11 protein-coding genes are annotated in these 14,101 nt (G+C 59.8%); all 11 read left to right on the top strand.

The annotated features are described in order from the left end of the window. The first annotated feature begins 49 nt into the window (after positions 1–49). The 11 genes from BLU28_RS11615 to BLU28_RS11560 all read left to right on the top strand — a co-directional run bounded on the left by BLU28_RS11615 (position 50) and on the right by BLU28_RS11560 (position 14,084). Positions 50–892 carry an NADPH-dependent oxidoreductase gene (locus tag BLU28_RS11615; protein WP_077985651.1) on the top strand — a complete coding sequence of 281 codons (843 nt, stop codon included), beginning with the start codon at positions 50–52 and terminating at the stop codon, positions 890–892. 299 nt (positions 893–1,191) lie between these two features. Next, positions 1,192–2,220, top strand: coding sequence for a ketopantoate reductase family protein (locus tag BLU28_RS11610; protein ID WP_077985652.1), 1,029 nt, complete (start codon positions 1,192–1,194; stop codon positions 2,218–2,220). 50 nt (positions 2,221–2,270) lie between these two features. Further along, positions 2,271–2,843 carry a TetR/AcrR family transcriptional regulator gene (locus tag BLU28_RS11605; protein ID WP_077985653.1) on the top strand — a complete coding sequence of 191 codons (573 nt, stop codon included), beginning with the start codon at positions 2,271–2,273 and terminating at the stop codon, positions 2,841–2,843. A gap of 12 nt (positions 2,844–2,855) precedes the next feature. Continuing rightward, positions 2,856–3,458, top strand: a complete 603-nt coding sequence (locus BLU28_RS11600) for a 2-hydroxychromene-2-carboxylate isomerase (protein ID WP_006698373.1) — start codon at positions 2,856–2,858, stop codon at positions 3,456–3,458. Positions 3,459–3,554: 96 nt separating this feature from the next. Next, on the top strand, positions 3,555–4,931 hold the full coding sequence (locus BLU28_RS11595; protein WP_077985654.1) for an FAD-binding oxidoreductase: 1,377 nt from the start codon (positions 3,555–3,557) through the stop codon (positions 4,929–4,931). Positions 4,932–4,969: 38 nt separating this feature from the next. Then, on the top strand, positions 4,970–7,366 hold the full coding sequence (locus BLU28_RS11590) for a molybdopterin guanine dinucleotide-containing S/N-oxide reductase (protein WP_092651303.1): 2,397 nt from the start codon (positions 4,970–4,972) through the stop codon (positions 7,364–7,366). A 344-nt stretch (positions 7,367–7,710) separates the two neighbouring features. Next, positions 7,711–9,366, top strand: coding sequence for an ABC transporter substrate-binding protein (locus tag BLU28_RS11580; RefSeq protein WP_042936085.1), 1,656 nt, complete (start codon positions 7,711–7,713; stop codon positions 9,364–9,366). 38 nt (positions 9,367–9,404) lie between these two features. Then, a complete protein-coding gene (locus tag BLU28_RS11575; protein WP_077985655.1) occupies positions 9,405–10,415 on the top strand; it encodes an ABC transporter permease in 1,011 nt (336 codons plus the stop codon). Further along, the gene (locus tag BLU28_RS11570) at positions 10,412–11,257 is read left to right on the top strand and encodes an ABC transporter permease (RefSeq protein WP_004445358.1); all 846 of its coding nucleotides are present in this window, start codon (positions 10,412–10,414) and stop codon (positions 11,255–11,257) included. Before BLU28_RS11575 ends, BLU28_RS11570 begins: the two co-directional genes overlap by 4 nt. Beyond that, a complete protein-coding gene (locus tag BLU28_RS11565) occupies positions 11,236–12,954 on the top strand; it encodes a dipeptide ABC transporter ATP-binding protein (RefSeq protein WP_077985656.1) in 1,719 nt (572 codons plus the stop codon). The genes BLU28_RS11570 and BLU28_RS11565 overlap by 22 nt, the downstream gene beginning before the upstream one ends. Next, on the top strand, positions 12,951–14,084 hold the full coding sequence (locus BLU28_RS11560) for an LLM class flavin-dependent oxidoreductase (RefSeq protein WP_077985657.1): 1,134 nt from the start codon (positions 12,951–12,953) through the stop codon (positions 14,082–14,084). The genes BLU28_RS11565 and BLU28_RS11560 overlap by 4 nt, the downstream gene beginning before the upstream one ends. The last annotated feature ends 17 nt before the right edge of the window (positions 14,085–14,101 follow it).

Raw genomic sequence — 14,101 nt, 5'->3', positions numbered from 1 at the left:
CGCACATTCGAGCCCGACCCTTCCACCCCCAATTATGGAGTTTCATCCGATGACCCCGCCCAGTCCGATTACCAAACTGGAAATCCCACAGCAGCGCGTCGAGGCCCGTTATGGAACGCAGGCCGATTTTTCTCCGCCTTTCTGGAATGACACCATCGACGCCTTGCTGAACCATCGCACCGCCCGCGCCTATCTGCCCAAGGCTCTGCCGGAGGGCAGCCTGGAGCTTCTGGTCGCCGCCGCGCAATCAGCGCCCACATCATCCAATCTTCAGGCGTGGAGTGTGGTTGCGGTGCAGGACAAGGAGCGCAAGGCACGACTGGCGGGTTTCACCGGCGGCAACGCCCATATAAAGGATGCACCCCTTTTCCTCATCTGGCTTATCGACCTGAAGCGGTTGCGCACGGTCGCTTCAAGCCAGGGGAATGAGGGTGAAGGACTGGATTACCTGGAAAGCTTCCTGATCGGCGCCATCGACGCTGCATTGGCAGCGCAGAACGCTGTAGCCGCAATTGATTCAGTCGGCCTGGGCTCTTGCTACGTCGGCGGCATCCGCAACAGGCCGGAGGACGTGGCCCGCGAACTCAACCTACCTGCCGAGACGGTTGCCGTCTTCGGCCTGACGGTCGGCTATCCTGACCCGGCGGTAAAAACAGATGTCAAACCGCGCTTGTCACAATCATCCATTCTGTTTCATGAAACCTATTCGGAACCCGCCCACGATGACCTCAATTCTTATGATGAGGTATTAAAGGTGTTTCAGGAAAAACAGGGCCTGCCCCAAAATGGCTGGACTGGGCCCATTGCCCAGCGTGTGGAGAACGCCGCCGCGCTGAAGGGCCGTGCGGAACTGAGCCGGACGCTGCGCCGCCTCGGTTTCGCTATCAAATAAATTCCATTGCGGCTGACGGTATAACGAAGGCGCGCCCTTGCCCCGGCGATACAAGGGGCGGGCCGGGGCGGCGCAATCTCTCCCGAAATCACCGGTTTCGGGAACTTATTTTCTATAAAATTAGTAGATATAGAATGACCGGTCTTCCTTTGCCCCGCTCGAAGGCCTTACGATCCGTTGAGAATGCTCCTGAACGCATCCTGCCACCGTCCCCAACCGCCACCGATACCGCCGAACCAATCACCACACCAATATCTCCGTAAATCCGGAGCGTTAAGAGACAGGACGAGAAACGACAGATGCCACGTTATGTTATCATTGGCGCCGGCGCGGTGGGCGCGAGCCTTGCAGCACAGTTTGCACTTTCCGGCATTGATTATGCACTTTTCGGGCGGGGAGCCCAGATAAGCCATATCAGGCAGCATGGCCTCACCTTTCAACGACCCGCACAGACGCGGCAGATCGATCTGAAGGTCTTCGACCTGACGGATCTTCCGGAATTGAGACGGGATGATATCCTCCTGCTCACGGTGAAGGCTCAGGATGCCATAAGCGCACTCGCCTTCTGGTCCTGGCAGAACGTCTCCAACACGACGGCACCGGCGGCTGCACAGCTGCCTATAGTGACTTTTCAAAATGGACTGGCGACTGAAGCCAATGCCCTGAGAACATTCTCCAGGGTGTATGGCGCAAGCATTCTGACACCGGCGCGGTTCACAGAAACCGGGAAGGTGGTGGTTGGCGGCGAGCCGCAACTGGGCATCGTGACGGTCGGGCGTTTTCCGCTCGGACAGGATGACGTGACGACGCAGGTCACGGCAGACCTCAACAGGGCGGGATATCTTGCCGAGGCAAGCGACGATATCCGCCGCTGGAAAGCAGCAAAGCTCATTCACAACGTTCGCAACGTCCTCGAACTCTTCGACGGCCCGGCCGATCTGAACGACAAGATCAGCGCGGCGCTGGTGGATGAAGCCCGCCATGTGCTCGACGCGGCAGGTTACACCCTCGCCTCGCCCTCCGAGCGAACCTTAGACATCTCGAACTGGCGAGTAGCACCGAACAGCGGCATTCACCCGGGCCAGCAATCGACGTGGCAGAGTTTCAGGCGCGGAGCCTCAAGTGAGGTGGATTTCCTCAACGGAGAGATCGTATTGCTCGGCCGGCTTCACAATGTGCCAACGCCCTATAACGACGCTGTTCAGACGCTGGCCGGCAAACTGGCGCAACAGGGCGGGTTTTTAAAGCCGCTGCCGCTCGATGCAATCACGTCGCTCATCGCCGGCCCGGACCGGCCGGCGCAGCCCAATCCCGCCAGCCCTTCGTGACCGGTGGCTCAAGCAGTGCGATTTATCAAACGACAGTGTGAAACGATATAATGAGAGAAGCCATATCAGACCATATACTCACCGCCGCCGGCACGCTCTTCTATCGCGAAGGCATCCGGGCTGTCGGCATCGATCGGATCATCGGGGAAGCGAATGTCGCGAAGGCGACGCTCTACCGGCATTTCCCTTCGAAGGATCATCTTGTTGCAGCCTATCTGGAAGCGCGTCATGAGCGGGTGATCCACGCGCTTCAGAACGTGGTGGATGCGGACATGGCTCCGAAGGAGCAGATCCGGCTGATTTTCGAGCAACTCCACGAAAAGGCCGACAGCCCGGATTTTCGCGGCTGCGCCTTCGCTCTCGCGGTTGCCGAACATGGCGAATCCGAGCGGGTCGTGTTCGTTGCGCGTACCCATAAGGCGAAGGTCAGGGACCTGTTCGCCGCTATCCTGGCGAGGGCTGGCAGCACAGTGGAGATCGCCGCCGCCCATCTCTCACTTCTCTACGAAGGGGCGCTGGCGACCGTCGCGGTTGGACGCGACCCCAAGGCGGTGCTGATCGCGCGTGACTGCGCTCTCTCCGTTTTCGCCACGGCCGCCGCCTCCACCGATCAACCGAACTGAAAGCAGCAGACAATGACAAAGACGATCGATTATTTCTTCAGCATCGGCTCACCCTGGGCCTTCATAGGTGTTGAACCCTTTGCTGCCCTGGCGAAACAGCAGGGCGCCACTATCCGCCCTCACCTTATTCCGCTGATCGAGGAAAACGGTGGCATTTACTCAAAAAATCGCCCGGAGGCCAGACGCGCCTACTGGATCACGGATCTGAAGCGGTGGGCGGCATTGCGCGGAAAAGTGCTCAATTTCGACAATCGCGCTGCGCTCTCGGATCCGTCCCCGGCAGGCCTGATGGTTGCGGCGGCAATCGAAACCGGTGAAGACTGGCTGAAGCTTGCAGTTGCACTGCAGGAGGCTTTCTGGGTCCGCCGTGAAGACATCGGCAAGGCCGACATCCGCCAGGCCATCGCGACGGCTGCAGGCTTCGATGCTGTAGCCCTCGATGAACATGGCAAAAGCGACGCGGTTGCTGTCTTGCAGAAGGCGAGCTTCGAAGCTGCCAGGGCCGCCGGTGTGTTCGGGGTTCCGACCTATCGCTATCAGGATGAACTCTACTGGGGGCAGGACAGCCTTCCGTTCCTCGAGCGTCATCTCAGGGGCGAAAAACTGGCCGCCTGATGTTCACTGCCAGATGGCGTCGCCGGCCGCGCGCCTCGCCCTCAAGGTTTGTAAGTCTGTCGCAGCGTTTTGCGACCCGCCTACACGGTATGTTTTATGCCTGACCTGTCTCCTTCTCTCATCCGATCCCTGCGAGACCTCCTCGGGGAGCGTCTTTCAACGTCGCCGACACTGCGCGAGCAGCACGGGCGCGGCGAGGCGCATCACGCAGCCGCCTTTCCCGATGCGGTCGCGTTCGCGGAAACCACCTCCGAAGTGTCCGAGATCGTGCGGCTATGTGCGGCGGAAAGCGTGCCCGTCATCGCTTTTGGCGCCGGCACTTCCCTGGAAGGGCATCTGACAGCCGTCAATGGCGGAGTCTCGATCGACCTTTCACGCATGTCGAAAATCACCCGTATCAGCAGTGAAGATCTGGATTGTACGGTCGAGGCCGGGGTAACGCGGGAGCAGTTGAACACATATCTGCGAGACATGGGACTGTTCTTTCCCATCGATCCCGGCGCAAACGCTTCGATTGGCGGCATGGCTGCAACCCGCGCTTCCGGCACCAACGCCGTCCGCTACGGAACAATGCGTGAAAACGTACTGGGCCTGACCGTGGTGCTGCCGACCGGCCAGGTTATCAAAACCGGCGGTCGCGCCAGAAAGTCTTCTGCCGGATACGACCTGACCCGGCTGTTCGTGGGTTCGGAAGGAACGCTGGGGATCATCACCGAAATAACCCTTCGCCTCTATGGAATACCCGAAACCATCTCGGCGGCGCTCTGCTCTTTCGAGAGCGTCGAACAGGCAGTCACGGCGGCCATTCAGGTCGTGCAACTCGGCATCCCCGTCGCCCGCATGGAGCTCATGGACCGTGGCCTGATCACGGCCGTCAATGCCTATTCCGGGCTGGAGCTGAAGATCGAGGACACCTTGGCTTTCGAGTTTCACGGCTCGCCCGCCGGCGTTCAAGAGCAGGTCGATATGGTGTCCGCCATTGTGGAAGACCATGGCGGCAAGGATTTCGAGTGGGCCAACGCCCCCGAAGAACGCAATCGCCTCTGGAAAGCGCGCCACAACGCGTTTTATGCTGTCGTATCGCAAAGGCCAAACGCCAAAGGCTGGTCTTCGGATGTCTGTGTTCCGGTCTCGCAGCTCAGCAACTGCATATTGAAGACCCGCGAGCTCCTGCAGGATTGCAGCGTACCGGCTGCCATTCTCGGCCATGTCGGCGATGGCAATTATCATGTCGTCTTCGCGGTCGATCCCGGCAATGCGGAAGAGCTCGGCGAGGTGGCGGCCATCAACAAGAAGATGGTGCAATACGCCCTCTCGGTCGGCGGCACCTCGACCGGCGAACATGGCGTGGGCACCGGCAAGATCGCCTACCTGCGTGAAGAACATGGTGACGCGGTCGATCTTATGGCGCTCATCAAACATGCAGTCGATCCAGCCGGCATCATGAATCCCGGCAAAATCCTGCCGAGATAGAATGTTACTTTGCGATCCGCGACCGCTGGGGCGACACGATGAATTCCTTCAAGACTCACAGTTCTCACTGGGGGGCCTTCTCCGGGCGGCTCACAAATGGGCGACTGGAGATAAAGCCTCACTCCGGCGACCCCCATCCATCTCCGCTACTGGGCAATCTTCCGGCGATCGCCGAAAGCCCCGTCCGCATCCGACGGCCCGCTGTCCGGCGGGGGTGGCTTGAGCGCGAAACCGACCATGCACAGCGACGGGGCGCTGACGACTATGTCGAGGTCAGCTGGGCCGAAGCGACGACACTGGTCGCCGACGAACTGAGGCGGGTCTACGACAGTCACGGTCCAAGCGCCGTGTTCGGCGGCTCCTACGGCTGGTCCAGTGCCGGTCGCTTTCATCACGCGCAAAGCCAGATCCACCGCTTCTTGAATGTCCTCGGCGGATATGTCCGGTCGGTCAACACCTATAGTTCCGGTGCGGCCATGGTCATAATCCCCCATGTCCTGGGCCCTTATGACAGCTTCGACCGAAAGAGCGTGACCTGGGATGCCATCGAACGCAGCAGCGAACTGGTGCTCGCCTTTGGCGGGATGGCGATCAAGAATGCCGATGTCCACGGCGGAGGGATCAGCACGCACACGGTCCGGCAAAAACTTGCCGGCGCGAAGGCTCGCGGTGCGCATTTCACATTCATCAGCCCTCTGGCAGACGATTTCCCCGCTGAGGCGGATGCCGAATGGCTTCCCATCATCCCGGGCACCGACGTGGCGATGATGCTCGGGCTGGCGCACGTCCTCGTTACGGAAGGGCTGCACGACCGGACGTTTCTGGAGCGTTATACGGGCGGATATGACCGGTTCGAAAACTATCTTCTCGGCAGGGAGGACGGCCAGCACAAAAGCCCGGAATGGGCGGCCGAAATCTGCAACATCGCGCCGGACACGATACGCAAGCTGGCGCGCAGGATGGCCGGTTCGAGAACCCTGATCACCGTCAGTCATTCGCTGCAGCGGGCCGATTACGGAGAGCAGCCGGTGTGGATGGGCATTGTGCTTGCCGCCATGCTCGGCCAGATCGGATCGGACGGCGGCGGATTTTCTTATTCTCTTGGCGCGTTGGGCAATATCGGCAAGAATCTGCTCGCCGTTCCCCTGCCAACGCTGCAGCAATTCAAAAACCCTGTGCCGGACTATATTCCCTGCGCACGCATCTCCGATATGCTGCTCAATCCCGGCGCCGAGTTCCATTACAACGGGCGCACGCTTCTTTATCCTGACATCCGGCTTGTCTATTGGGCGGGCGGCAATCCATTTCACCATCATCAGGATATCAACCGGTTGCGAGCCGCTTTCAGGCGGCCGGAAACGATCATCGTCCACGAGTCCGCCTGGACCTCCACCGCCAGACACGCCGATATCGTGCTGCCCGCCACGACCACGCTTGAGCGTGATGACATCGGTGCCGCCGATCGCGATCCGCTGATGATCGCCATGAAGCGCCTGATCGCCCCCGTCGGCGAAGCACGCGACGATTACGAAATATTCGCCGGCATTGCCCGCGAACTGGGCAGGTTCGAGGCCTTCACCGAAAACCGCAGCAGCGGAGAATGGCTTGCCTTTCTATACGAAACGACCCGTCAGGCACTTGCCGCGTCGGGCCATGAGGCGCCGGACTTTGAAACCTTCTGGGAACGCGGAGAACTGTCCCTTCCAGTCAAGCCGGACGACGGTGGACCGGCGCGCGCTTTCCTTGAGAATCCCGCAACGAAACCGCTGGCGACCCCCTCAGGAAAGATCGAGATTTTTTCCGGGACCGTCGAGGGTTTCGGTTATGATGACTGCAAGGGTCATCCGCGCTGGTATCCACCCAGAATGGAAACTCCAGACGATGCGCACCTCTATCCGCTGCATCTCGTCTGCAATCAACCATATCAACGCCTGCACAGTCAGCTGGACTATGGCGATTTCAGCCGTTCCACCAAGATCATGGACAGGGAGCCCGTCCGTATCCATCCAGCCGACGCCTCGGCCCGTGGAATATCTGACGGCGATGTCGTAAGGCTTTTTAATCAGCGCGGCAGCTGCCTGGCGGGCGCCCTTCTCAGTGAAGACATCATGCCGGGGGTAATGCAGCTCGCTACCGGCGCCTGGTTCGAACCAGAGGATCCAACTGCCGAAAACTCGATATGCATCCACGGAAATCCAAATATTCTGACCCGCGATATCGGCACATCGAAACTGTCGCAGGCATCGACCGGCCAGATCGCGAAGGTGGATATCGAGCGCTTCACCGGGGCTCTGCCACCCGTGACAATTTTCCAGGCCATGCGATTTGTATCGCGAGACCAGGTCGGCCCAGACGCCGAGCCGTCGTCACTCCACGCCGGAACCCCCGCATTCCAAGGGGCCCTGAAACACCAATCCAAACAGCCGCCGAAATGACGATAAAATAATTCACTAAATCCATAGAAAAAGAATAACCAGTCTTTCTCCCTCACGCCTGACTGCTAGGTTAAGGGCAAGACGGACAGCGCAGAAGGGGATCGCGCCATGACTGGAATATGTAGAAGCGGGCGCGCTCCTCAGCCACGCAGGTTCTCGGGAACCGCTCGCTAGCGTCGCGTCGCCCAATCAGGCCACCAATGAACTCAAGCATCTCCTGCTCGGCCGAGAGGCCGGCGCGGCAACGGTTTGACATGCGTTTGAGCAGCCACCGCAGACGCACGCGCACACCAGGAGATGCCGAAATTGCAACGAAAAAACTTTGGAATTTTCAGGATCATACAATGACAAAGCGTCCTTTCTCATCGTCTCTTTCGCGTCGCCGCCTGCTTCTTACGGCTTCGCTCGCTGTTTCCGCCTCGCTGTTTTTATCGACGGCTGCACCTTTGAGTGCTGTGGCCGCAGACACGCCACATGATGGCGGTGACATCACGTTTCTGATCGATTCCCTGGGCGACACGTGGATCCCCAACAACAGCGCGATCTCCAGTTTCCAGGGCCACATATGGGGTCATGTCACGGATAAGCTGCTGTACGTCGATGCCGAAGGCAAGGTCAGCCCGTGGATTGCCGAGCGCTGGGAGCAGAACGACACCGCGACGGAGTTCACCCTCCACCTCAAAAGCGGCGTGACTTTCTCCGATGGCGAACCGCTGGATGCCAAGGCCGTCGTTGCCAATCTCGACATCTGGTATGCCGGCCGCAAGAACGAGGGCATCAACCCGATCGGCCTCTTCCCCAAGACCTATGATCACGCCGAAGCGGTTGATGCGACGACGGTCAAGGTTTTCTTCAAGAAGCCGACGCTCGGGTTCATTCCGACGCTTGGCTACCACGGCTCCATCCTGATCTCTCCCAAGACCATTGCCCAGCCTGCCGGCCAGCAGGCGGACCTCAGCAAGACCGCAGGCAGCGGACCTTATGTAGTGGAGTCCTGGAAAGAGGGCGACCACGTCACCCTGGTCAAGCGCAAGGACTATAATTGGGGTCCCGCCGCAGTCGGCCACACCGGCCCCGCCTATCTCGATACCATCACCTACAAGCTGGTCTCTGAGCCATCCCTTCGCGTCGCCTCCGTTCAGTCCGGTCAGGCGGATGTCGCGTACAACGCCTCGCCCCAGGAACTGAAATCGCTCAAGGAGGAAGGCTTCACCATCGCGACCCCGCGTTATCTCGGCTTCGTCAACGGCTGGGCCGTCAACACCAAGCTTCAGCCCTATGATGATGTGAAGGTGCGTCAGGCACTTCAGGCAGGTATCAACCGTCAGGAAATCATCGACACAGTCTATACGCAGGACTGGAAGCTCGCGACGTCCTTCATCCAGAGCAACGTCCCGGGAGCCACGGATCACAGCGATCTCCTCGCCTACAACCCGGACAAGTCGGAAAAGCTTCTGGACGAAGCCGGATGGGTCAAGGGTGCGGACGGCGTTCGCGTGAAGGACGGCAAGCCGCTGGAATTGACGATCCATTCCAATCCTTATCTGGCAACCTCGAAATCAGTCGATGAGCTGATTGCCCAGCAGCTCGGCAGGCTTGGATGGAAGGTCAATATCCGGGCTTATGATGTCGTGACCTTTGGCGAGAAGGTCAAATTCGGTGGAGCCGCCGTTCCGGCATATGAAGTCACCCGCAGCTTCATCGACGCCGGTACGGTCGCAAGCATCCTGACCAACGCCAATAATGGCGAGAACTGGTTTGCGTTGGACGAGCGTGATGCGACGCTCAACGACCTGCGCGACAAGATCGCTGGTGCAGGTTCCGTCGAGGATCGGAAGCCTCTGCTCGATGGCCTGCAAAAATACGTGCTGGAACAGGGCTACTTCATCCCGCGCACGCAAATCGTTCAGCGCATTTACGTGCAATCGCCGAAGCTGAAGGGCGAAGTCTATAACGGCGTCGCTTATGCCAGCTATTACACAGCGTTCATTGCCGAATGACGCCAGCACCCACCGAGTAACGTCAAGGAGGTGACGGCATGAGCAATGCCTACCTAACCTACGCCGCAAAGCGGCTCGGCCAGGCGATCGTCGTCATCCTTCTGGCCTATGTCTTCACCTTCGTGGTCGTCAGCGTCCTGCCTGGCGACCCGATCACCAGCGTTCTGCGCAACCCGCAGAACGGCTTTACCGAGCAGGAGATCGCCGAAATCATTGCGGCACAGGGGCTGGACCAGCCGATCATCGTGCAGCTCTGGCACTCCCTGTCGGCCTTCCTGACAGGCGATCTGGGCATCTCGATGCGCTCCAACCGACCGGTCTCGACGCTCATCGCCGAGGTGCTGCCATCGACGCTGGTCTTGGCCACCGCCGGGCTGACCGTGGCGCTGATCCTCGCCTTTGCGGTCGCCTACGGCACGCAGGTCGTGCCGAAGCGTTACGGACAGGGATTGCTGCGCGCCTTCCCTTCCCTGTTCCTGTCGACACCCAATTTCGTCATCGGCCTGTTTCTGATCCACCTTTTCGGTTTTCAGCTCAGGCTGTTCCGGGTCATCGAACCCGACAGTTTCTGGGCCACGCTGTTTGCGGCGATCACCATCGGCATACCGTTTTCCGCACAGATTGCGGAGGTCCTGATCGCCAATCTCGATCATGAGGCAGAGCAGGATTACGCAGCGGTTGCCCGCAGTCGCGGCATCGGGCCAAGACGGCTTTTCACAACACATCTCCTCAAGCCTGCCTCCTTGCCCGTGGTGACGGTTATCGCCCTCACCGTCGGCGAACTTCTGGGCAACTCGCTGATTACGGAGACGGTATTCGGCCGCACCGGTATCGGCAGTCTCGTTCAGCGTTCCGTCAGCACTCAGGATCTGCCGGTCCTGCAGGCGATCGTCTCGCTGGGGGCCGTGGTGTTCGTCGTCGTCAACCTCATCGCCGATCTCCTCTATCCGCTGCTCGATCCGAGGGTAAAAATTATCGTTGGCCGAAAACGCCGCCTGTCGACGATCGATGACACGTCGCTTGGCCTTGAAACGGGGGCCAAACCATGAGCCTTATTTCCAGCCCGGCTTCCATCAGCAATCCGTTGGAGAGACTGAAAACTCTCAACATAACTGCAACGGTCGCCCTCTCCCTGCTTGTCATCGCAATCGTCGTCGCCTGGTCGATTGCACCGCAGCTTTTCACCACCCAAAGCCCGATCAACGGCGTCCCGGCTGACAAGCTTCTTGCGCCAAGTTTTGCCCATTGGTTCGGCACGGATCATCTCGGACGCGATCTCTATACACGGGTCGTTTATGGCACCGCTTCATCTGTATCGAGCGCTTTGGTCGCTGTCGTCATCGGCGTCGTCATCGGCGGTGTGATCGGTCTGCTTGCCGGATTTTTCGGCGGCTGGGTGGATATCGTCTTTGCACGTTTTGTCGACGTGCTGTTATCCATCCCGAAGTTCCTGCTGGCGGTCATCATCGTCACGGCAATCGGCTTCGAGACAATCAACGCCGCCATTGCGACAGGCATATCGGCGATCGCCTTCTTCGCCCGTGTGGCGCGCTCAGAGGTCATCAAGACGCGTCAGGCGACCTTCGTGGAGGCATCGTTTCTCTCGGGTGGCTCACGCGGCTACATCGTGCTGAGACATGTGCTGCCAAACGCATCCCGCTCGATGTTGCCGCTGGCCGTCCTGCAATTCGGCGAGTCCATTCTCGTCATCGCCAGCCTCGCCTTCCTCGGCTACGGCGATCCGCCGCCCTCTTCCGACTGGGGCCTGCTGATCTCGATCGGCAAGGACTACCTCAAATGGCCCTGGCTCGTTTATGCGCCCGCGTTCGTTACGATCGTGACCGTCCTCTCTGTCAACAGGATCAGCCGATGGCTTCGCAAATCGCATTGAAAACAGCGCCGACCCCTCCCCGGATAGTGGCAGAGGCTCCGCAGCCCGCCATACCCCTCCTCGGCGTTGAAAATCTTGCCGTGTCCTACGGGCGGCAGGAGGTCGTGCACGGTGTCAGCTTCGAGCTTGGGCGTGGCGAAAGTCTTGCGCTGATCGGAGAATCCGGTTCGGGAAAGTCGACCATCGCAAAGGCTGTACTAAGACTGCTTCCCAACGGCGCTAACGCCACGGGCCGGGTCGTTTTCGACAGGCAGGACATTCTCGCATTGCCGGAACGGCGCTTCAGGCCTTTTCGTGGCCGCGAAATCGGCTTCGTGCCGCAGGATCCGGGCAACTCTCTCAATCCTGTGAGAACAATCGGCGCGCAGGCGCTGGAGGCGGCAGCGCTGACGGAAGAGGCCAACCCCGCAATCCGCAAGCTCCTCATTCTGGAAACATTCGCAAAGGTGGGTCTCGACAATCCGCAACGGGTTTACGATTCCTATCCGCACCAACTGTCGGGCGGAATGCTGCAGCGTGTACTGATCGCGCTCGCAATATTACCGCGCCCCGCATTGCTGGTGGCGGATGAGCCGACGTCGGCGCTCGACGTCACAATCCAGAAACGCATTCTCGATCTCCTCTCCCGTCTTCGCGATGAGCTGAACATCAGCCTGCTTCTCATCACCCATGATCTCGCAATAGCGGCGGAGAGGGCGGACAATCTCGTCGTGCTGAAGAACGGCGTCGTGCAGGAAGCGGGCAGGACATCGGCTGTTTTTTCCTCCCCCTCCTCTCCCTATGCCAAAAAACTCCATGGCGACGTGCCCGCGCTCAACCCGGAGCGTTATGCCAAACTTCGCGATCCGGGGTTCAGCCTTCTCGATAGTGACAAATCGCCAAAGATCGCTGTCAGCGGCGTCACCAAGCGCTTCACCGTCGATGGCAAAACCCTGACCGCTGTGGATGATATTTCGTTTACGGTTCCGGCAGGCACGACACACGCGCTTGTCGGCGAATCCGGCTCCGGGAAAACCACGACCATCCGCCTGCTGCTGGGGCTCGAGCAGCCGGAAGGCGGCACCATCACGGTTGCCGACGAGAGCGTTACAAGCAAGAGCCGCGCTTCCCTGCGGTCGGTATGGCGGCATCTGCAACTGGTTTACCAGAACCCGTTCACGTCACTCGACCCGACATGGAAGGTGGGCCAGCTTGTTCGTGAGCCGCTCGACAGATTCGAGATCGGTACTCCGAAGGAGCGATCCGAGCAGGTGCGGCAAGCTCTCGCAAATGTCGGCTTGAGCGAGCACCTCATGGAACGCAAGCCATCAGCCCTGTCAGGCGGGCAGCGTCAGCGTGTGGCAATTGCCCGTTCGCTGGTCCTCAAGCCTGATGTGATCGTGTTGGACGAACCCACATCCGCTCTCGATGTCAGCGTTCAGGCGGATATCGTCGAGGTTCTGCTGTCGCTGCAGGCGAAGCTCGGACTGACCTATGTCTTTGTTTCGCATGACCTCGCCCTCGTCAGGCAACTTGCGCACAGCGTTTCCGTGATGCAGCGAGGCCGCATTGTCGAACATGGGACCGTCACCGAGATTTTCGGCAATCCGCGACACGAATACACCGCGTCGCTGCTGAACTCCATCCCATCGGGCATCGCCGGAACGGCCCGCACCCATGCAGCCCCGCACGCGCTGCGGAAGGAACAACTCGCATGAATATTGCAGCAGCGTCGCGCGACCTTCCCGCATTGTTCCGGCCGAAAAGCCGGCTGGGTTTCAATACGCGGGTATCATTCAACGACGATGACGGTCCGGCAAAGGGGCTCCGACAGGGCATAGAATTGTTCAGACAGGCGGAAAGGCTTGGGTATCAGTCCGGCTGGGCCTATCAGCGCCATTTCGACCACTATCTTTCTTCGCCGTTGCCCTTCTTTGCGGCGGTCGGCCAGCATACACGGCACATTACGCTTGGCTCCGCCGTCATTCCGATGCGTTATCAGGACCCCATTCTGCTGGCCGAAGCGGCGGGCACGACCGACCTGCTGATCGACGGCCGGCTTGAACTTGCGATTTCAACCGGGGCAAATGGGGCGTTCGATGCCGTATTCGGATCCGTGGATACCGATGCCCGGACAGAGGCAAAGCGGCGACAGTCGCGTTTTCTTGCCGCCATTGCCGGTGATGTTCTGCACGTTGTTACGCCGAACGACGTTGGTGCGCCTCCGGGAGCCGAGTTGCGGGTGACCCCACACAGCCCCACCTTGCGCAGCCGTATCCGACAGGGCTCCGCCAGTATCGATTCAGCGATTCAGGCCGCCGAACTCGGTATCGGCCTGATTTCCGGTACCGTCCTTCACGATCAGGACGAAGGCGAGACGTTTGGCCAATATCAGGCGCGTATCATCGATGCCTATCGCACCCACTGGCTGCGAATCTGGAAGACAACGCCGCCTCCGGTCGCCGTTGCAGCGTCGATCCTGGTCGGCACCACTCCGGAACTGCGGGAAAAATATGCCGCCTATGACCTTGAACGTCGCACAGTCGGCATTGCGGCCTCACGCCCGAAGGGTGCGCTGGCTCCTGCCGGCCAACCGGCTGGTGCCATGATTTCCCCCGTTTTTCAGGGCGCACCGGATACGGTCATTGAGGCGGTACTGAGCGACCCCGGGCTGGCGGCCGCAGACGAGCTCGTCCTCTTTTTGCCTCCGGCTTTCGGATTGACCGAAAACGTAAGATTGCTCACCGATCTTGCGACGACGGTTGCTCCCTCCCTGGGGTGGAAACCCGGCCCCTCTGACGCAGATGCAGGCCCGGCGGCAATCGCCGGTTCTAGGCCACCAGAATAGTCAGGCAATATTTTCTA

The organism is Agrobacterium pusense (assembly GCF_900102105.1).
In the GTDB taxonomy this organism is placed as follows: Bacteria; Pseudomonadota; Alphaproteobacteria; order Rhizobiales; family Rhizobiaceae; genus Agrobacterium; species Agrobacterium pusense.
Note: the sequence above shows the minus strand (reverse complement) of the source record. Positions and strands in the feature narration are given on the sequence as shown.